This is a genomic window from Serratia sp. root2 (assembly GCF_031931805.1).
GTDB lineage: Bacteria > Pseudomonadota > Gammaproteobacteria > Enterobacterales > Enterobacteriaceae > Serratia > Serratia inhibens.
In genome coordinates, this window is record NZ_JAUJXB010000009.1 from 1 (window position 1) to 20,757 (window position 20,757).

Consider the following 20,757-nt stretch of genomic DNA (forward strand, 5'->3'; position numbering starts at 1 on the left):
TTCCTGGCTGGGCGACTGGTTCTCGTTAGAGGAGTCGTTGTTCCCGGTCAGTGGAGGCGCATTATAGGGAGTTCTCAGAAGGCCGCAACCCCTAATTTCAATATTTTTTCCAACCGTTGAATGTTTAACCAAAACCCTATTAAAGAGGCAGTTTTTTCAACGATTTAAAGCCATACCCCTGCAAAACGGGCAATAAAGCATCGGTGTCTTCATTCAACGCCATGCAATACGCCAGATTATCTTCCTGGGTCGACACCAGATTTTCCTGCGAAGAGATAAGCCAAGCGGTGCGACGGGCAATAGCCGCGCCGGAATCTACCAGTCGGGTTCCCTCAGGCAACACCTGCATTAACTCTTCTGCTAATAGAGGAAAGTGGGTGCAACCCAACACGACCGTGTCCGGCGGCTCACGCATGCTCAGCCATGGGTGAAGAATTTTCTTCAGCGTGGACAGCGGCACGGCTTCGCCATGCAGCTTGGCTTCCGCCAATTCCACCAGCTCTGAAGAACCCAGCAACTCGATTTTGCAGTCGGTGGCGAAGCGGGCAATCAGCTCATGAGTATAGGTGCGTTGCACCGTGCCACGGGTAGCCAACAGGCCCACGATGCCATTGGCGGTCAAGCGGGCAGCAGGTTTAATCGCGGGCACAACGCCCACTACCGGAAAGGTAAAGCGCTCGCGCAGCGCCGGCAGAGATACGGTACTGGCGGTATTACAGGCAATAACGACAATCGCCAGAGGATGGCGTTGCTGCACCGCGCTGACAATTTCCAGCACGCGCTCGACAATAAACTCTTCGGATTTCTCGCCGTAGGGGAACGCCACGTTGTCGAAGGCATAGATATAGTGGAGGTCCGGCAGCAATTGCCGAACCTCCTGATACACCGACAGCCCGCCGACGCCGGAATCAAATACCAGCACCGTAGGGCGGGGCGTCGCGGTGGTGTTAGAAGGTATAGCTTCCAGTGAGGTAGTATTCTCTTCCTGGAGTAGCGTAGCCATAAGCCGTCTCATAATCTTTATCAAACAGGTTGGCAATTCTACCACGAACTGTCAGATGAGATGTGACCGGATATGAAACTGCGAGATCCCACAGGCTAACGCCGCCGAGTTTAACGCTTTGCTCTGGATAGGTGCTGTAGTCTTTGTCATAACGTTCACCCAGGTATTGATAGGTGACTGCCCAGTCAAAATCATAGACCTGCCAATCCAGCTCATACTTCACCTGCTGTTTGGCGCGACGCAGCAGAACCTCATTGGTTTTGGCATTGCGTGGATCGACATAGTCGTAGCCAATGTGATGAGTTAAAGGACCGGTGTCGAATGAAGCCGTAGCCTCAATACCTTTAATAGTGGCCTTACCGATATTGTAATAAACGTAATTGGTCTCTCCGGTAGAATCAATCAGGTTATCAATATCGTTGCGGTAGCCGGACACCCGCCAGGTTACCGGCCCAGTCAAACCTTCAAAACCGCCTTCCCACTGTTTGCTTTCTTCCGGCTTCAGATTGGTATTATTGCCGAAGTTGCCATACAGCTGACCCATATTAGGGGCTTTGAATGCCGTGCCGTAGGAGGCGATGAAACGGTACCCTTCAATAAACTCCCAGCCCGCGCTGGTTTGCCAAGTGCCATGCCAACCAAATTCGGAGTGATCGTCGCCGCGAACCGCCCCTTCCAGAGTTACCGGCCCGACCAACTGCTGCGCAGTTAGGTAAACACCGGCGTTGCGTTGGGTTTTTTCACCGTTAACCGTAGTGGAGTCTGGCTTGATTTGCTGGTGTTGCCAGTCAATCCCTGAACTGACCGTCCCCTGACCTACCTGAAGCGTGTTCCCCCACTGCAGATTGTATTGCTCGGAGTCGACCAAACTTACCGAGCTGTCATGCATGCCCAGACGTGGATCGTAATCGTAATCCTTGCTGTGACTGTAGCTGCCGATCAACTGCGTTGCGTAGATACCTTCCTTATAACGCAGGCCGGTATCCCAGGTTTGGCTGTACAACTTGCGGGTATCGACCAGCGGGCTGGTTGGCGAGGAGTAGTAAGCGTCGTAAGCCGTGCGGTTGTCATAACCATAACCACGAACAAAACCGCTGATAGCCTCGCTGAACTGATGATCAACGGCACCGTACAGCGACTTGCTCATAAAGCCGTCGCGATCCTGCTGGCTTTGCATGCCAGTGCTGCCGTAGGCCACCACATCATAGCCTTTGGTATAGGTATAATTACCGGCGACCGTTGCAACCGTACTGTCGCCCAATTGTTGCTGAGTAGACGCGTCATAGGCTTGATAGCCGTTTGAACCTGCACCGGCGGAAAGTGTGGTGCCATTCTTCTCGCGGGTAGTAATAATGTTGACCACCCCGCCGATGGCATCGGATCCGTACGCTGCCGAACGCGGCCCGCGGATATATTCGACTTTTTGCACCAGCGAGATCGGGATCTGGCTGAGGTCGGAAGAGCCGCTGATACCGGCCTGATTAAGGCGAATGCCGTCAATCAACACCAGCACATGACTGGAATTGGTGCCACGGATAAACAGCGAGCTTTTTTGCCCCAGGCCACCATTTTGCCCGACATCCACCCCCGGCAAACGACGCATCACGTCAGTCAGGCTTTTGGCCTGCCAGCGATCGATATCATCACGGGTAACAACAGAGGTTGGTGCCAGCACGGAAGAAACCGGCTGCGGGAAGCGGTTGGCGGTAACCACCAGATTATCGCTGTTATTGGCTGTGGTGTTGTCTTGCGCCCATCCAGAAAAAGCCGTGACGGAGGAAACCACCATCAGCAGCGTATTTTTTGTAATTGTCATGAAAAAGCATCCAAACTTAATTGGCGGATGCCGCAGGATCATGGCCGGTAATTCGCGACGGCCACGGACATTGCGACGTAATACCGGCAGGTCTTCGGGCTTGGGAGTTACAAGCTGCGTAGGCAACCTGCACCAGGCGATGACTTCCCATCCTGCAGTGGACAGTGTCTGCGTAAAAACGCTATCGCCGTGACTTCCCCTTACCGCTGCGCGTCAGCTCCGGATTCACACCGGATTCCCTTTTCACTCGCTGCTTGAGGCCGGACGGCAATGCTACGATCAATGTAAATAGATGTCTAGACTTCCACTAATGTTACAAATAATAAACACGACAAAACTGGACTTCACGGGCTGATTCCCTACAATCCCCGCTGATCAAATTTGCCTGACGAGAAGAAACATGACGCCCGAGAATTTGCCTATTGAACGTTACGATGACCAACTGGCGGAGAAAACTGCCCGGCTGAAGACGCTGATGTCACCGTTCACGGCACCCGAGCCGGAAGTGTTCCGCTCGCAAGTCGAGCATTACCGTATGCGCGCCGAGTTCCGCATCTGGCATGATGAAGATGAGATGTATCACATCATGTTTGACCAGCAGACCAAGCAACGCATCCGCGTCGATCGGTTCCCGGCCGCCAGCGAATTGATTAACCGTCTGATGAGCGCACTGCTCGCCGCCATCAAGCCGGAGCCCATCCTGCGCCGCAAGCTGTTCCAGATTGACTATCTGTCGACCCGCAGCGGCAAAATCATTGCTTCGTTGCTGTATCACCGCAAGCTGGACGAGGACTGGCAACAACAAGCGGAAAAGCTGCGTGACAGCCTGCGCGCGCAGGGTTTTGATTTGCAGCTGATTGGCCGCGCATCGAAAATGAAAATCATGCTGGATCAGGATTACGTAGACGAAGTCCTGCCGGTCGCCGGCCGCGACATGATCTATCGCCAGGTGGAAAACAGCTTCACCCAGCCGAACGCAGCGATGAATATACAGATGCTGGAATGGGCGCTGGACGTAACGGCAGGCTCTAAAGGCGATTTGCTGGAACTCTATTGCGGCAACGGTAACTTCTCGCTGGCGCTGGCGCGTAACTTCGAGCGGGTGTTGGCCACTGAAATAGCCAAACCTTCGGTCGCGGCGGCGCAGTACAACATTGCGGCCAACCATATCGATAACGTACAGATTATTCGCATGGCGGCGGAAGATTTTACCCAGGCGATGAACGGGGTGCGGGAGTTTAACCGGCTGAAAGGTATCGATCTGAGCAGCTATAACTGCGAAACCATTTTTGTCGATCCACCGCGCAGCGGGCTGGACGATGAAACGGTGAAAATGGTGCAAGCCTATCCGAGAATTCTGTATATCTCATGCAACCCGGAAACGCTGTGCGCCAATCTGGAAACGCTGCAGGAGACGCACCGGATCAGTCGCCTGGCGCTGTTTGATCAGTTCCCGTATACCCATCATATGGAATGCGGCGTGCTGTTGGAAAAACGCGTTTAACCCGACAGGGGCGCCGTTGCTGCGCCCCTGCCCGGTCGTCTTTATACCTGCGTATTCCCTTCCAGCGCCTTGCGCGCCTTCAGCTTCACGCCAATCCAGAGCACCAGCGCCACAGCGACAATCGCCGGCAAGAAGTTAGAGCCAATCTGCGGGTATTCGGCACGCACGATCGCACTGTATAACAGCACCCCCAACAGGAAACAGGCGGCGGCCAGCTTTGGCATGCCGTCCGGCATTGCGCGATGCAGATAGCGCTGATGCAGGCAGTACACCGCCAGAACCAAAGCGATTATCGGGAAAATAGAAAACGGCACTACCGAGCTGAACAACACGGCAAACGAACCGTTGATTGAAAGACCGGCAATCAACGCCAGCAGTAAAGTGCCATTCTCACGGCCTGATTTTTCCATCACTTTCTACCTTTTTATACGTGGGACACGGAAGCTTTTTCTTGCTCGCGGCGATACCAGTAATAAGCGCCCTTGGAAATCATCCGCAGTTGCAACACTAAACGTTCCTCAAGCCGACGCCGTTGGTCGATGTCAATGTCCAACGCTTCGGCGCCGGCGCTGAACACGATAGTCACCATGGCTTCCGCCTGCGCTTCGGTGAAGCTGCGCGGCATATGGTTTTCCAGCTCGAGGTAATCTGCCAGTTCGGCGATAAAATGTTGGATCTCGCGTGCCACCGCCGCACGGAAAGCGGCCGAAGTACCGGAACGCTCACGCAACAACAGGCGGAAGGCGTTGGGATTATTGCCGATAAACTCCATAAAGGTGGAGACCGAGGTACGGATTACGCTGCCGCCCTTGGCGATACGCTGGCGCGCCTGCCGCATCAGTTGGCGCAGCATCAGGCCACTCTCATCGACCATGGTTAGCCCAAGCTCGTCCACGTCACGGAAGTGGCGGTAAAATGACGTGGGCGCGATACCCGCCTCGCGTGAGACTTCGCGTAAACTCAGGCTGGCAAAGCTGCGTTCGGCGCTTAGCTGGCTGAATGCCGCCTCAATGAGGGAACGACGAGTCCGTTCTTTTTGTTGTGCTCTGACGCCCATATGCATATCCAGATAAGATCCATTCATTGAGTCTAACGCCGCTGAGTGGGCAATATAGCAAATTTTATTGCAACAGCATTTATACAAACGCGTCCTGTCACAGTTTCAGCCTGTACCATTTGTGCTTTGCCTCAAAAAGCCTAATGGTGATTGGGCGCTCAGCGCTATGATGTTAAGATACCGTTGTAATTTTGTATAAAAACAGGTCTCTCCTACATGCAACAGCACTATCAATTTGATGCCATTGTAATTGGCTCGGGCCCTGGTGGTGAAGGTGCCGCTATGGGGCTGGTGAAACAGGGCGCTCGCGTGGCCGTTATCGAACGGTACAATAATGTGGGCGGCGGATGTACTCATTGGGGTACCATTCCGTCCAAAGCCCTCCGCCACGCCGTCAGCCGCATTATCGAATTCAACCAGAACCCGCTTTACAATAATTCACGCACGCTCAGTGCAACCTTCCCTGACATTTTACGCCACGCCGATAACGTCATTAATCAACAAACCCGAATGCGCCAGGGTTTCTATGAACGCAACCAGTGCAAACTGTTCGCTGGCGATGCACGCTTTATCGACGCCAACACCGTCAGCGTCAGCTACATGGATGGCACCCAGGACACCATCCGCGCCGATCATATCGTGATCGCCTGCGGCTCGCGCCCCTATCACCCGGCCAGCGTCGACTTTAACCATCCGCGCATCTATGACAGCGATTCCATTCTCGAACTGAGCCACGAACCGCGCCACGTGATCATTTACGGCGCCGGTGTGATCGGTTGTGAATATGCCTCGATTTTCCGTGGCTTGAACGTGAAGGTGGATCTGATCAACACCCGTGATCGCCTGTTGGCATTCCTCGATCAGGAAATGTCGGACTCGCTGTCATACCACTTCTGGAACAACGGCGTGGTAATCCGTCACAACGAGGAGTTTGAGAAGATCGAAGGCACCGAAGACGGCGTGATTGTTCACCTGAAATCCGGCAAGAAAGTGAAAGCGGATTGCCTGCTGTACGCCAACGGGCGTACCGGTAACACCGATTCACTCGGCCTGGAGAATGTCGGTCTCGAGTCAGACAGCCGAGGCCTGCTAAAAGTGAACAGCATGTACCAGACCGCGCTGTCACACATTTACGCCGTGGGCGATGTGATTGGTTATCCGAGCCTGGCATCCGCCGCTTACGATCAGGGCCGCATCGCCGCACAGGCGATCGCCTCCGGCGAAGCCAGCGGGCATCTGATCGAAGATATCCCGACCGGTATCTACACCATTCCGGAAATCAGTTCCGTCGGCAAAACCGAGCAGGAACTGACGGCGATGAAAGTGCCGTATGAAGTGGGCCGCGCCCAGTTCAAGCATCTCGCACGTGCGCAGATTGCCGGGATGAACGTCGGTAGCCTGAAGATCCTGTTCCATCGCGACACCCTGCAGATCCTCGGGATCCACTGCTTCGGCGAGCGTGCGGCGGAGATCATCCACATCGGTCAGGCGATCATGGAACAGAAAGGTGAAGGCAATACTATCGAATATTTCGTTAATACGACCTTCAACTATCCGACTATGGCCGAAGCCTACCGGGTGGCAGCGCTAAACGGCTTAAACCGCCTGTTTTAACGTGGTACTGAAGTAGTTCTGCATGTGCTCGCGGATCGCCTCGGCCAATTGCTCATAACGACTGCGCAGTGGGGAGCCGGGGCGGTACACCAGCGCAATGGTGCGCTTCGGTTCCGGTTTATAACAGTCAAGGTAGCAGACGCCGTCTCGCTCACGCTGCGGCGGTACCGCAAGCGTTGGCAGCAGGGTAATGCCGCTGCCCGCCGCTACCATATTGCGCAGCGTTTCCAGACTGGTCGCGCGGAAGTGAGTATCCTCGTCCGCCCCCGCCTGGAAGCAAAAACCCATTGCCTGATCGCGCAGACAGTGACCGTCTTCCAGCATCAGCAGTTTTTCCCCTGCCAAATCCGGCATCGCTACGCGATCGCGCTGTGCCCATGGGTGATCGGAATACACCGCCAGTTTCATCGGCTCATCAAATAGCGGCACTTCGATAAAGGCTTCCGTTTCCTTCACCAGCGCCAGAATGGCGCAGTCCAACTTGCCGCTGTCGAGTTGCGCCAGCAGTTGATGGGTCTGCGCTTCATGCAGGTACATTTCCAGCTTGGGAAAGGTTTTATGCAGTGTAGGGATGATCTGCGGCAGCAAATAAGGCCCAACGGTCGGGATCAAGCCGATATGCAGCGGCCCTGACATAGCTTCCCCTTGCTGGCTGGCCATTTCTTTCAGGACTTTGACTTCGCGCAGCACGGTACGCGCCTGCTCCACCAGCAACAAGCCCGCCTGGGTGAATAACACCTTGCGGCTGGTTCGTTCGAGCAACATCACGCCCAGTTCGTCTTCCAGCTTGCGGATCTGCCCACTGAGAGTGGGTTGGCTAACATGGCATGAATCGGCGGCACGGCGGAAATGCCGATGCTCGGCCAAGGCGACCAGGTACTCTAAATCACGAATATTCATTTTTTCCCTCCAGACCATGATAGCTCATGGCGATAGATAAGATAGCAATGAGCGATTAGATCTATCAAGCCCCGACGTCAATAATGTGTCCCAACGAAGCGATACAGCGCTAATAGCCAAAAATTATTTTCCTAATTAAGGGGTTAATCCATGTTTACCAGCCAAGAAGGCAAAAAAGTTCCTCAGGTTACTTTCCACACCCGTCAGGGCGACCAATGGATTGATGTCACCACCAATGACCTGTTCAAAGATAAAACCGTCATCGTATTTTCTCTGCCGGGCGCGTTTACCCCAACCTGCTCTTCCAGCCATTTGCCACGCTACAACGAGCTGTCCAGCGTGTTCAAACAGCACGGCGTTGACAGCATCTTGTGCGTCTCGGTGAACGACACCTTCGTGATGAACGCCTGGAAAGCCGATCAGCACGCCGAGAACATCACCTTCGTGCCAGACGGCAACGGTGAGTTCACCAAAGGCATGAACATGCTGGTCGAGAAAGCCGATCTGGGCTTCGGTCCGCGTTCATGGCGTTACTCGATGCTGGTGCGCAACGGCGTGGTGGAAAAAATGTTCGTCGAGCCGAACAAGCCGGGCGACCCGTTTGAAGTCTCTGATGCCGACACCATGCTGAAATACCTGGCACCGGAATTCAAAGTGCAGGAATCGGTTTCGCTGTTCACCAAGCCCGGCTGCCCATTCTGCGCCAAAGCCAAACAAATGCTGCAAGAACGCGGTATCCAGTATGAAGAGATTGTGCTGGGCAAAGACGCCACCACCGTCAGCCTGCGCGCCGTCAGCGGCCGTGCCACCGTACCGCAAGTGTTCATCGGTGGCCGTCACATCGGCGGCAGCGATGACCTGGAAACCTTCCTGTCAGCCTGATCGATAAATAATAACGAAACCAACGTGAACCTTTGGCGGGCTATGGCCCGCCTTTTTTTTACCTTTCAGGAGTAGGCATGAAACAGTTGAATGTTGACGTTGCGGTTATCGGCGGCGGCACCGCCGGTCTGGGTGCCTATCGCGCAGCCAAACTTTCTACCCCCAGCGTGGTGATGATCGAGGGCGGGCCTTATGGCACCACCTGTGCGCGCGTTGGTTGCATGCCATCCAAACTGCTGATCGCCGCCGCCGAGGCGGTGCATCAAATCGAGCGCGCACCCGGCTTTGGCGTGTATCCCGCCGGTAAAACCACCATTAACGGCCGTGAAGTGATGGACCGCGTTAAACGCGAACGTGACCGCTTTGTCGGCTTTGTGCTGGAAGGCGTCGACGAGATCCCGGCCGCCGACAAAATTCACGGCTACGCCCGCTTTATCGATGACAATACCCTTCAGGTCGATGAACACACCCGCATCGTGGCGCAGCGGATCGTTATCGCCACCGGTTCCCGCCCAAGCTGGCCGGCGGCGTGGAACGATCTGGGCGATCGCCTGATCGTCAACGATGAGGTCTTCGACTGGGACGATTTACCGCAGTCCGTCGCCGTGTTCGGCCCCGGCGTGATCGGTCTGGAACTGGGCCAGGCATTGCACCGCCTGGGCGTGGAGACCAAGGTGTTTGGCGTCGGCGGCGCCGTCGGCCCATTAACCGACAGTGCGGTACGCAGCTATGCCGCCAAAGCCCTGGGCGAAGAGTTTTATCTTGATGCCGACGTGAAGGTAGAGATGATGCAGCGCGAAGGCGACAAGGTGTTTATCCGCTATCAGGATCTGCAGGGTCGGCCACAGGAAATCATGGTGGATTACGTACTGGCCGCCACCGGCCGCAGGCCGAACGTCGATAAGCTGGGCCTGGAAAACACCCGTCTCACACTCGACGCCCGAGGCGTGCCGCAGGCCGATCGTTCGACCATGCAAACCAGCGTGCCGCATATTTTCATCGCCGGCGACGCCAGCAATCAGCTGCCGCTGCTGCATGAGGCCAGCGATCAGGCACGCATTGCCGGGGCCAACGCCGGCAGCTTCCCGGAAATCAACCCAGGCCTGCGCCGCAGCGCGATTTCGGTCGTATTCTCCGATCCGCAGATAGCCATGGTCGGTTCGACCTTCCGCGAACTGAGCGAGAAATTCAGCGTTTGCGGCTGCTTCGACGTCGGCGAGGTTTCGTTCGAGAATCAGGGGCGCTCTCGCGTGATGCTGCGTAATAAAGGCCTCTTGCACGTCTACGGCGAGCAAGGCACCGGGCGTTTCCTGGGCGCGGAAATGATGGGGCCGGACGTTGAGCATATCGCTCACCTGCTGGCCTGGGCGCATCAACAGCAGATGACCATCAACCAGATGCTGGATATGCCGTTCTACCACCCGGTGATCGAAGAAGGCCTGCGTACCGCACTGCGCGACCTGCAGACCAAGCTCAAACTGGGTGAGGCCGAGACGGAACGCTGCCAGCGCTGCCCGGGTGAGTAAATCACCATAAAAAAAGCGCGGCTCACACTGTGAACCGCGCCCTTATGAACGGACTGACTTAACTTAAAACAACCGCTGTTTCGCTTCAGCAATCGCGCTGGCGACCTGCTGAGGAGAAACGCCGCCCTTGGCCGAACGCTTGTCCAGGCAAGATTGCAGCGCCAAAACCGGGTACACGTCGTCGCCAATCACCGCACTGAACTTCTGCAACTCGGTCAGCGTCAGCGCCTCAAGCGCCTTGCCCTGTTGGATGGCTTCTACCACCGCTTCACCGACGATATGGTGCGCCTCACGGAACGGCACGCCTTTGGCGACCAGATAATCCGCCAGTTCGGTCGAGTTGGCGTAACCCTGCTCAGCCGCCTCTTTGCAGCGTGGACGTTTCACCTGAATGCCGTCCAGCACCAGCGCCGCCATCTGCAGGCAATCCATCCAGGTATCGAGCGCGTCGAACAGCCCTTCCTTGTCTTCCTGCATGTCTTTGTTATACGCCAGCGGTAAGCCTTTCAGCGTCATCATCATGCCGGTCAATGCACCCTGTACACGGCCACATTTGCCGCGGATCAGTTCCAGCGCATCCGGGTTTTTCTTCTGCGGCATCAACGAAGAGCCGGAAGTTACGCGGTCGGACAAGTCGACAAACGCCGCTTCGCCGCTGTTGAAGAAGATCAGGTCTTCGGCAAAGCGCGACAGGTGCACCATGCTGATGGAAGCATTGGACAGCAGCTCCAGCACGTGATCGCGGTCGGAAACGCTGTCCAGGCTGTTGCGGGTGGCCGAGGCAAAGCCCAACCAGCCGGCAAGCTGTTCACGATCGATCGGATAAGCGGTACCGGCCAACGCGCCGCTACCCAGCGGGCTGACGTCCAGGCGCTTGAGCGTATCTTGCAGGCGGCTTTCATCGCGGGCCAGCATTTCCACATAGGCCAAACACCAGTGGGCGAAAGTGACCGGTTGCGCGCGCTGCAAGTGGGTATAACCCGGCATCACCGCATCCTGATTGGCTTCGGCAGTTTCCACCAGCGCCTGCTGCAGTTGCACGATGGCCTGATGCAGTTCGCCGATTTGCTGTTTGCACCACAGTTTCAGATCGGTCGCGACCTGATCGTTACGGCTACGGCCGGTATGCAGCTTCTTGCCCAGATCGCCGACTTTGTCGATCAGTTTCTGCTCCACCCAGCTGTGAATATCTTCCGCATCGCTGCTGACAATCGCCTGCGGGTCGGCCTGCACCTCTTCCAACAACACGTTCAAAGCCTGCTCAAGCTGTTGCTGCTCGGTTGCCGTCAGCACGTTGACGGTGACCAGCGCTTTCGACCAGGCCACAGAGCCAACAATATCCTGTTCCGCCAGGCGATAATCAAAGCGCAGAGAGTCGTTTAACTGTTTGAACCGCTGATCTGCCGCCTGACTGAACCGTCCACCCCAAAGTGCCATACTTTTACTCCTGTACCCGTCATACCTCGAGTTGCTGGTGTGTTGGCTGCGAGTGCCCACCCGAATCACTTACCGGTGTAAGCTCATCGTGACTCTCGCTCTTGCCGCCTTCCTGCAACTCGAATTATTTAGGGTATAAATTTTATACGAAAGGGCGCAGCACGCTGCGCCCTTAACAAGTCACGCCGAATAATGAAATTACTTGTTCTTTTTCTCGTTCAACGCGCGAATGCGTGAAGAGAGCGAGAACAGGCGGATAAAGCCGCCCGCGTGGCTGTGATCGTAAACTTCGTCTTCGCCAAAGGTAGCAAACTCTTCGGAGTACAGGCTGTTGGCGGATTTCTTCTGAATCGCCGTCACCTGGCCTTTGTACAGCTGCAGCACCACTTCGCCGTTCACTTCTTCGGCCAGCGCTTCTGCAGAGGCCTGCAGCGAACGACGCAGCGGAGCAAACCAGCGGCCGTCGTACACCACGTAGGACATTTCCAGGCCCAACTGCTCACGCCATTTGAAGCTGTCGCGATCCAGAACCAGTTGTTCGACGCCGCGCAGTGCCGCCACCATGATGGTGCCGCCCGGGGTTTCGTAGCAACCGCGGGATTTGATGCCTACCAGACGGTTTTCCACGATGTCGATCCGGCCCACGCCATGTTTGGCGCCCAGCACGTTCAGGGTTTCCAGACATTTGTATGGGCTCAACGCTTCACCGTTAACCGCCACAACGCGGCCTTTTTCTACGGTGATGGTCACTTGCTCAGGCTGGTCCGGCGCTTCCTGCGGATCCACGGTCCAGACCCAGCAGTCTTTGTTCGGTGCATTCCATGGGCTTTCCAGCACGCCGCCTTCGGTAGAAATGTGCCAGGCATTCTCGTCACGGCTGTAGATTTTTTCCAGCGACGCAGTCGTCGGGATATTGCGCTCTTTCAGGTAATCCAACAGCGCTTCACGGGAACGCAGGTTCCACTCACGCCAAGGCGCAACCACTTTCAGGTGCGGTGCCAGCGCAGTGTAGGTGGTTTCGAAACGCACCTGGTCATTGCCTTTGCCGGTTGCACCGTGGCACAGCGCATCAGCGCCGACTTTCAACGCCAGCTCAACCTGCGCTTTAGCGATAATCGGGCGCGCCATTGAAGTGCCCAGCAGATAGCTGCCTTCATACAACGCACCGGTCTGCAGAACCGGATAAACGTAATCGCGGATGAATTCTTCACGCAGATCAACCACGTGACACTCAGAGGCACCGGATTGCAGGGCTTTTTGCTCCACGCCTTCCAGATCGCTGCGCTCCTGGCCGATATCCGCCACGAACGCTACCACTTCGCAGCCGCCGTAGTTTTCTTTCAGCCAGGGAATGATGGCCGAAGTATCCAGGCCGCCAGAGTACGCCAGAACGATTTTTTTGATGCCTTGGTTTTGCATGTTCTTTTCCTTTTTAATTCTAAATTTAAGCGAGGATCCGGGTGCCAATCGACACGCCGTTAAACAGAGCTGGAAGCTGATCGGCATGGCGCCAGCTGGCGATATCCACCGGCCGGCCAAGGGTGCGGGCCGCGTCGAGCGCCGCATTCACCTTCACCACCATACCATCGGTGATGATGCCTTGGGCAATCAGTTGTTCCGCTTTTTGTGCCGTCATTTCTGCAATGCGTTGCCCTTTCCCATCGAGAATGCCACTGACATCCGACAGCAGGATCAAATCCGCACCCAGCGTGGCGGCCAGGGCCGTCGCCGCCTGATCGGCGTTCACATTCATTAATTCCCCTTCGGCGGTGATGCCGATAGAGCTGATCACCGGCAGGTAGCCGGCACCCAGCAGGGTATTGAGCAATACCGGTGAACCCGGCTGCGCGTTGCCTACATGGCCCAGCGCCGGGTCGAGTTGGGTCACGGAAACGCTGCCGCCGTCCGCCAGGCTCAGGCCCACCGCATTGATCCGGTGCTTGATGGCCCACGCCAGCAGGGTCTTGTTGGCAGTACCGGCCAGCGCGCCGGTAATGATGTCGATCTGGTCAGCCGGGGTCACCCGCAGGCCGTTTTTCTTCACCACCGGCAGAGAAAGTTGTTTCATCAGCTCATCCACCAGGCAACCGCCGCCGTGAACGATAACCAGCGGGCGCTGATGCTGCTGACGGTAGCTGTCCAGGGCGGTGAATAAACGCTCCAGCGCTTCTTCACTGTCTAATAACACGCCACCTAACTTGATAATTAACGGATTCATCGCTGTTTACATCCCACGCTGGTTATTCATTAAAGTAATGACTGGGTTTCCGGGAACCCAAAACGGATATTCAGGCATTGCACCGCCTGAGCGGCCGCGCCTTTCAACAGGTTGTCTTCCGCAGCTACGGCGATCAGGTGTTCACCCTGAACGGCAAAACCAATATCGCAGAACGGCAGGCCCACCACCGCTTTCAATGCCGGCACGCCTTTGTCGTACAGCCGCACCAGCGGTTTGTCGTCATAGGCGGCGTGATAGGCTGCAGCCACGTCCTGCGCGGTTACGCCGGCTTTCAGGCGGCAGGTGATGGTTTCGAGAATACCACGCGGGAAGTTACCCAAATGTGGCGTGAAGATGACCGGCGTGCCCAGATGCGCAACGATTTCCGGGTGATGACGGTGGTTGAAGATGCCGTACGGCTGCAAGCTCACTTCGCAGAAGCTGGTGGTCACGCTGGCTTTGCGCCCCGCGCCGCTGACGCCGCTGGTCGCGTTGATGACCGGCCATTGGTCAAGGTTCAACAGCTGTTGATCGATCAGGGGCTTCAGCGCCAGCTGGGCCGCCGTCGGGTAGCAGCCCGGTACGGCGATCAGTTGCGCCTGTTTGATTTTTTCGCTCTGCCACTCCGCCAGGCCATACACCGCCTGATCCAGCAGTTCAGGATGCTGATGCTCGAAACCGTAGTACTGGGTATAGAAACCGGCGTCTTTCACGCGGAACGCACCGGACAGATCGAACACCACGCAACCCGCCGCCAGGAACAAAGGCGCGATGTCGTGGCTGACCTCGTGCGCCGTGGCCAGGAACACCACGTCGATGCCATCGGCGGCGGCAGCCACGTCAACCAGCGGTTGCAACGGCAGATCGACGATGCCTTTTAACTGGGGATGCAAATCAGAAAGCAATTTTCCTGCATCTGCACTTTGCGCTGAAACCGCTAATGCGGTTATGTTCATATGTGGGTGACGATTCAGGTAAGCCGTGAGCTCCGCTCCGGCGTAACCGCTGGCACCAACGATCAGCGTATTCAACATGTGGCCTTTCACCTTCTTGGCTTACGAGTGGTCGTATTCGACTCAGGTAACCGGGCTCACCAGCGTTGTTTCGCCGTTCACCCACGTGGTCGAGCGTTGATGTTTTTATAATCATCCGGGAATCGGGTTCCCTTACGCTCTAGCTTACTGTATTTTTATTCAAAATAAATGCATGAATATTGATACTACCCTAACCAAAGGCTGTCAACAGTGAAGATGAAATTACCTCCATTTATTGAGCTGTACCGGGCGTTGATCGCCACTCCGTCGATCAGCGCCACCGATGGCGCCCTCGATCAGAGTAATGAAGCGTTAATCAACTTGCTGGCCGGATGGTTTGCCGATTTGGGCTTCCGCGTCGACGTACAGCCGGTGCCCGATACCCGCAACAAATTCAACCTGCTCGCCAGCATTGGCGAAGGCAGCGGCGGCCTGCTTTTGGCGGGCCATACCGACACCGTACCTTATGACGAAGGCCGCTGGACGCGCGATCCCTTCACTCTGACCGAACACGACAATAAGCTGTACGGTCTGGGCACGGCGGATATGAAAGGCTTCTTTGCCTTTATTCTGGATGCCGTGCGCGACATCGATGCCGGCAAGCTGACCAAGCCGCTGTACATTCTGGCAACCGCAGATGAAGAAACGACGATGGCCGGCGCACGTTATTTCGCTGCCTCGACCGCCATCCGCCCGGATTTCGCCATTATCGGCGAACCCACCTCACTGCAACCGGTGCGCGCACACAAAGGGCATATGGCCAACGCCATCCGCATTGTCGGCCAATCCGGGCACTCGAGCGACCCGGCGCGTGGCGTCAACGCCATCGATTTGATGCACGACACCATTGGCCGCCTGATGGAACTGCGCAAAACGCTGCAGGAGCGCTACAACAATCCGGCATTCGCCGTGCCTTATCCGACGATGAACTTCGGCCATATCAGCGGCGGCGACGCGGCCAACCGCATTTGCGCCTGTTGTGAATTGCACCTGGATATTCGTCCGCTGCCGGGCATGACGCTCGACAATATCAACGAGCTGATGCACCAGACGCTGGAGCCGGTCAGCCAGCGCTGGCCGGGCCGCCTGAACATTGAGGAACTGCATGCCTCGGTCCCGGGCTACGAGTGCCCGACCGATCACCATATGGTGGCGGTGATTGAGAAACTGCTGGGCACCCGTACTCAGGTGGTCAACTACTGCACCGAAGCGCCGTTCGTCCAGCAGGTGTGCCCGACGCTGGTGCTTGGCCCAGGGTCAATCAACCAGGCGCACCAACCGGACGAATACATTGATACGGCGTTTATCGAGCCGACGCGCAAGCTGCTGGGCCAGCTGGTCGAACACTTCTGCCATCAATAAACCTGATACAAGGTAGGGGTAATGATTTATCATTCCTCCTACCTCTTAAGACGTATCAAGACAATGAAATAAGCCAGACTGATAACCGGCGCGCCGTAATTAAATTTCAGAAAATGCGCCGATTTTGATGTTTTTTTGCTAAAAATAGTGTCAATTGACGATTGGACAGGAACGTGGCGAGATGAAACAGGCGCTCTTCGCCTGACACGTGAAATTTACTTACAAGATAAAAAATCATACAGAACTGGGTCAGGGGTTATATGAACGAACAATATTCGGCAATGCGAAGTAATGTCAGTATGCTCGGCAAATTGCTCGGCGATACCATCAAAGATGCGCTGGGCGAGCATATTCTCGATCGCGTTGAAACTATCCGTAAGCTTTCCAAATCTTCACGTGCCGGCAACGAGGCGCACCGCCAGGAGCTGCTTTCCACCTTGCAGAACCTGTCCAACGACGAGTTGCTGCCGGTCGCGCGCGCCTTCAGCCAGTTCCTTAATCTGACCAACGTCGCCGAGCAGTACCACAGCATTTCGCCCAATGGCGAAGCCGCCAGCAATCCGGAAGCGCTGGCCCAACTGTTCACCCGGCTGAAAGACAAAAAGCTCAGCACCAAAGAGCTGCAAAATGCGGTTTCTCAACTCTCCATCGAGCTGGTGCTGACGGCACACCCGACGGAAATCACCCGCCGCACCCTGATCCACAAGCTGGTTGAGGTGAATACCTGCCTGAGCCAACTCGATCATAACGATCTGGCCGATTACGAGCGCAACAAGATCATGCGTCGCCTGCGCCAGTTGGTTGCCCAGTCATGGCATACCGATGAGATCCGTAAAAACCGCCCTTCGCCTATCGATGAGGCTAAATGGGGCTTCGCGGTGGTGGAAAACAGCCTGTGGGAAGGGGTGCCCGCCTTCCTGCGCGAATTCAACGAGCAGTTGGAAAACTCCATCGATTACAGCCTGCCGGCGGAAGCCGTGCCGGTGCGCTTCACCTCCTGGATGGGCGGTGACCGCGACGGCAACCCGAACGTGACCGCCGAAATCACCCGTCACGTGCTGCTGCTCAGCCGCTGGAAAGCTTGCGACCTGTTCACCCGCGATATTCAGGTGTTGGTGTCCGAATTGTCGATGACCGAGTGCACCCCGGAACTGCGCGCGCTCGCCGGTGGCGACGAAGTGCAGGAACCGTATCGCGAGATCATGAAACAGCTGCGCGGCCAGTTGATGAGATCTCAGGCCTATCTGGAAGGCCGCCTGAAAGGCGAACGCGTGCTTAAGCCACAGGATCTGCTGGTGAGCAACGATCAACTGTGGGCCCCTTTGTTCGCCTGTTACCAGTCGCTGCAAGCCTGCGGCATGAGCATCATTGCCAACGGCCAGTTGCTGGATACCTTACGACGCGTCCGCTGCTTTGGCGTACCGTTGGTGCGTATCGACGTCCGTCAGGAAAGCAACCGCCATACCGAAGCCATCGCCGAACTGACTCGCTACCTGGGCCTTGGCGACTACGAAAGCTGGTCAGAAGCCGACAAACAGGCATTCCTGATCCGCGAACTGAACTCCAAACGCCCGCTGGTGCCACTGAAGTGGGAACCGAGCGCCGACACCCAGGAAGTGCTGGAAACCTGCCGTGTGATCGCCGAAGCGCCGCAAGGCTCCATCGCCGCCTACGTGATCTCCATGGCGCGCACCCCTTCTGACGTGCTGGCGGTTCACCTGCTGCTGAAAGAAGCCGGTTGCCCGTTTGCGCTGCCGGTAGCGCCGCTGTTCGAAACCCTCGACGACCTGAACAACGCCGACGACGTTATGACCCAGTTGCTGAATATCGACTGGTATCGCGGCTTTATCCAGGGCAAGCAGATGGTGATGATCGGCTATTCCGACTCGGCGAAAGACGCCGGGGTGATGGCCGCCTCCTGGGCGCAATACCGCGCGCAAGACGCGTTGATCAAAACCTGTGAAAAGGCCGGCGTGGCGTTAACGCTGTTCCACGGCCGTGGCGGTTCGATTGGCCGTGGCGGCGCCCCTGCGCATGCGGCGCTGCTGTCGCAGCCGCCGGGTAGCCTGAAAGGTGGCCTGCGCGTGACCGAGCAGGGTGAGATGATCCGCTTCAAGTTTGGCCTGCCGGAAGTGGCCATCAGCAGCCTGGCGCTGTATGCCGGCGCGGTGCTGGAAGCCAACCTGCTGCCGCCGCCGGAGCCGAAGAAGGAGTGGCGTTCGCTGATGGACGACCTGTCAGAGACATCATGCAAAATGTACCGCGGCTACGTGCGTGAGAACCCGGACTTCGTGCCTTACTTCCGCGCCGCAACGCCGGAGCTGGAGCTGGGTAAACTGCCGCTGGGTTCACGCCCGGCCAAGCGCAAGCCAAACGGCGGCGTAGAGAGCCTGCGCGCCATTCCGTGGATCTTTGCCTGGACGCAAAACCGCCTGATGCTGCCGGCCTGGCTGGGCGCCGGTGCAGGTTTGCAGGAAGCGGTGAAAGCCGGCAAGCAGAATCAGTTGGAGGCCATGTGCCGCGACTGGCCGTTCTTCTCCACCCGCATCGCCATGCTGGAAATGGTATTCGCCAAGGCCGACCTGTGGCTGGCGGAATACTACGATCAGCGCCTGGTCGACAAATCGCTGTGGCCGCTCGGCCAGCAGTTGCGCGATCAGCTCGAAAGCGACATCAAGGTCGTGTTGACCATCGCCAATGACGCTCACCTGATGGAAGATCTGCCGTGGATCGCCGAATCCATCGCGCTGCGCAACGTGTATACCGATCCGCTGAACGTGCTGCAGGCAGAACTGCTGCACCGCTCGCGCCAACAGGAACATCCGGATACCCGCGTTGAACAGGCATTGATGGTCACCATTGCCGGCGTCGCCGCCGGCATGCGCAATACCGGCTAGGTTGCGCGCCAAAGCACGGCTCCTGTTCACAGGAGCCGTTTTTCTATTTGTCGCTGACGGGCGCGGAGGTGCGCGATGGCGTTATCCCTCTCGGACTGGTTTGTTGCCAACGATATCGAGTGCTCGCGCCTGACGGCGATCAATGCCACCTTCCCCCGTCACACCCACGATGAATACGTGATCAGCGCCAATTTGAGCGGTACCGAACAGATTTGGCTGGACGGCAAAACCTCTCTGGTGCGCGGTGGCGAGATCACCGTTTACAACCCGGCCAGCATTCAGTCCTCGCTATTTGGCAGTGAGAAAGTCGAATTCTGCAGCGTGCATTTACCGCAATCACTGCTGCGCAGCCTGGCTAGCAACCATAACCTGAGTTCCGATCGCCAGGCGCCGGTGCTGACCGAAGGTGTGTTGCGCAACCCGGCGCTGTTCGACGCCATTTGCCGCTACGCCTGCACTGCGCACGACGCCGTTGAACAAGAGCAAAATCTGCTGTGGCTGCTGGGTACCCTGCTGGACGATCGCACAGCGGATCACCCGCAACCGACGGAAACCGTCGGCCGGGCGCTGGAGTTCATGCGCGACAACCTGACGCTGAAAATCAGTCTGGACATGCTGGCCCAGGTCAGCGGCATGAGTAAATATCATTTTGTCCGGCTGTTCCGACAACGCGTCGGCATGCCGCCGCTGCAATACCACATGCAACTGCGGCTGCTGGAGGCGCGTAACCTGCTGCGGCAGAATCAACACACGCTGGACGTGGCGCTGGCCTTGGGTTTTTACGATCAAAGCCATTTTATTAACGCTTTTCGCAAAACGATGGGCATAACGCCGCATCATTATCTGCAATCCTTCACCCGCTAAATAAACTCGCGGTAGCCCGACACCACCACGTACAGCGCGAAGTAGCCAAAAATAACCGCCGAGGCGAAGTAAGAATATTTCAGCAGGTGGGCCCCCAGCATTTTACCGCCCAGGCTACCCACGGAACAAAGCACCGCCGTCCACACCACGCCCGCAATAAAAAAACCGCAGAGGAACCACGACGTTGCCGTCGGCCCACCCTGACCCATACGTGAAATCAGTGCGCCCCCCACCGCCGCAAACCACAGAATCGCCGTTGGAGAAGACATCGCCAGTACCACGCCACGCAGGAAGCTGCGCGGCACCGAGCGCGGCCTCTCCGGCTCAGCCACCGCCAGCTCGGTCGCCTGGGCGAAGGCCGCACGCAGCATCTTGTAAGCGAACCACAGCAGCATCATTGAACCGCCTATCCACAGTACCCAGCGGACACCTGAGTATTGCAACAGCACCGCCATGCCAGCCAGCGCCAGCACCGCATAAATCAGGTCCCCCACACAGGTGCCGATCCCAAGCCAGAAACCGTGAAAATAGCCGCGCTGCATCGCCAGCATGATCATGGCGATATTGGCGATGCCAATATCCAGACAAAGCGACAGGCTGAGTAAAAAACCATTGGAAAACGGCATCATAGCGACGAGCTCTT

General features: G+C 56.7%; 17 protein-coding genes and 1 riboswitch. Of the genes, 7 read left to right on the forward strand and 10 right to left on the reverse strand.

Features of this window, described 5'->3' with window-relative positions; genetic code table 11:
• Positions 1–139: 139 nt before the first annotated feature.
• Together murI and btuB are read right to left on the reverse strand one after the other, a co-directional pair.
• The gene (gene murI, locus QZQ97_RS23385) at positions 140–1,003 is read right to left on the reverse strand and encodes a glutamate racemase (RefSeq protein WP_043912139.1); all 864 of its coding nucleotides are present in this window, start codon (positions 1,001–1,003) and stop codon (positions 140–142) included.
• Positions 948–2,819: a TonB-dependent vitamin B12 receptor BtuB gene (btuB, locus tag QZQ97_RS23390; protein WP_311995382.1), complete on the reverse strand. Its 1,872-nt coding sequence runs from the start codon at positions 2,817–2,819 to the stop codon at positions 948–950. Before btuB ends, murI begins: the two co-directional genes overlap by 56 nt.
• Before the next feature lie 68 nt (positions 2,820–2,887).
• A riboswitch (cobalamin riboswitch) is annotated at positions 2,888–3,099 on the reverse strand.
• 120 nt (positions 3,100–3,219) lie between these two features.
• Here btuB and trmA point away from each other — a divergent pair.
• On the forward strand, positions 3,220–4,323 hold the full coding sequence (trmA, locus tag QZQ97_RS23395) for a tRNA (uridine(54)-C5)-methyltransferase TrmA (protein WP_311995383.1): 1,104 nt from the start codon (positions 3,220–3,222) through the stop codon (positions 4,321–4,323).
• A 41-nt stretch (positions 4,324–4,364) separates the two neighbouring features.
• On the opposite strand, the gene QZQ97_RS23400 is transcribed toward trmA, so the two are convergent.
• Positions 4,365–4,733 (reverse strand): YijD family membrane protein, encoded by a 369-nt coding sequence (locus tag QZQ97_RS23400; RefSeq protein WP_311995384.1) that lies wholly within the window; start codon positions 4,731–4,733, stop codon positions 4,365–4,367.
• 14 nt (positions 4,734–4,747) lie between these two features.
• On the reverse strand, positions 4,748–5,380 hold the full coding sequence (fabR, locus tag QZQ97_RS23405) for an HTH-type transcriptional repressor FabR (protein ID WP_006317771.1): 633 nt from the start codon (positions 5,378–5,380) through the stop codon (positions 4,748–4,750).
• Between the two features lie 216 nt (positions 5,381–5,596).
• Between fabR and sthA the strand changes: the two genes are divergently transcribed.
• Positions 5,597–6,994: a Si-specific NAD(P)(+) transhydrogenase gene (gene sthA / locus QZQ97_RS23410; protein WP_311995385.1), complete on the forward strand. Its 1,398-nt coding sequence runs from the start codon at positions 5,597–5,599 to the stop codon at positions 6,992–6,994.
• Here sthA and oxyR read toward each other — a convergent pair.
• The gene (gene oxyR, locus QZQ97_RS23415; protein WP_013814983.1) at positions 6,977–7,894 is read right to left on the reverse strand and encodes a DNA-binding transcriptional regulator OxyR; all 918 of its coding nucleotides are present in this window, start codon (positions 7,892–7,894) and stop codon (positions 6,977–6,979) included. The two genes, sthA and oxyR, sit on opposite strands and share 18 nt — an antisense overlap.
• 150 nt (positions 7,895–8,044) lie before the next feature.
• On the opposite strand from oxyR, the gene QZQ97_RS23420 reads away from it, so the two are divergent.
• Both QZQ97_RS23420 and QZQ97_RS23425 read left to right on the forward strand, forming a co-directional pair.
• Positions 8,045–8,776 (forward strand): glutathione peroxidase, encoded by a 732-nt coding sequence (locus tag QZQ97_RS23420; RefSeq protein ID WP_311995386.1) that lies wholly within the window; start codon positions 8,045–8,047, stop codon positions 8,774–8,776.
• 77 nt (positions 8,777–8,853) lie between these two features.
• Entirely contained in the window at positions 8,854–10,302 is a 1,449-nt protein-coding gene (locus QZQ97_RS23425) for a dihydrolipoyl dehydrogenase (protein WP_311995387.1), read from the forward strand.
• Positions 10,303–10,365: 63 nt separating this feature from the next.
• Here the strand turns inward: QZQ97_RS23425 and argH are convergent, their stop codons facing one another.
• The 4 genes from argH to argC form a co-directional block, all read right to left on the reverse strand.
• Positions 10,366–11,739, reverse strand: coding sequence for an argininosuccinate lyase (gene argH, locus QZQ97_RS23430; protein WP_311995388.1), 1,374 nt, complete (start codon positions 11,737–11,739; stop codon positions 10,366–10,368).
• Between the two features lie 198 nt (positions 11,740–11,937).
• Positions 11,938–13,158, reverse strand: coding sequence for an argininosuccinate synthase (locus tag QZQ97_RS23435; protein WP_004953146.1), 1,221 nt, complete (start codon positions 13,156–13,158; stop codon positions 11,938–11,940).
• Positions 13,159–13,183: 25 nt separating this feature from the next.
• Entirely contained in the window at positions 13,184–13,957 is a 774-nt protein-coding gene (gene argB, locus QZQ97_RS23440; RefSeq protein ID WP_004953149.1) for an acetylglutamate kinase, read from the reverse strand.
• Between the two features lie 29 nt (positions 13,958–13,986).
• Positions 13,987–14,991 carry an N-acetyl-gamma-glutamyl-phosphate reductase gene (gene argC, locus QZQ97_RS23445; protein ID WP_126528927.1) on the reverse strand — a complete coding sequence of 335 codons (1,005 nt, stop codon included), beginning with the start codon at positions 14,989–14,991 and terminating at the stop codon, positions 13,987–13,989.
• Between the two features lie 216 nt (positions 14,992–15,207).
• Here argC and argE point away from each other — a divergent pair, with 216 nt between their 5' ends.
• From argE to QZQ97_RS23460, 3 genes are all read left to right on the forward strand, one after another.
• Positions 15,208–16,353 carry an acetylornithine deacetylase gene (argE, locus tag QZQ97_RS23450; protein WP_197929186.1) on the forward strand — a complete coding sequence of 382 codons (1,146 nt, stop codon included), beginning with the start codon at positions 15,208–15,210 and terminating at the stop codon, positions 16,351–16,353.
• A gap of 260 nt (positions 16,354–16,613) precedes the next feature.
• On the forward strand, positions 16,614–19,250 hold the full coding sequence (ppc, locus tag QZQ97_RS23455) for a phosphoenolpyruvate carboxylase (RefSeq protein ID WP_311995389.1): 2,637 nt from the start codon (positions 16,614–16,616) through the stop codon (positions 19,248–19,250).
• Positions 19,251–19,325: 75 nt separating this feature from the next.
• Positions 19,326–20,114 (forward strand): AraC family transcriptional regulator, encoded by a 789-nt coding sequence (locus QZQ97_RS23460; RefSeq protein ID WP_311995390.1) that lies wholly within the window; start codon positions 19,326–19,328, stop codon positions 20,112–20,114.
• Here QZQ97_RS23460 and QZQ97_RS23465 read toward each other — a convergent pair.
• On the reverse strand, positions 20,111–20,743 hold the full coding sequence (locus QZQ97_RS23465) for a LysE family translocator (protein WP_311995391.1): 633 nt from the start codon (positions 20,741–20,743) through the stop codon (positions 20,111–20,113). The genes QZQ97_RS23460 and QZQ97_RS23465 overlap by 4 nt on opposite strands.
• Between the last annotated feature and the right edge of the window lie 14 nt (positions 20,744–20,757).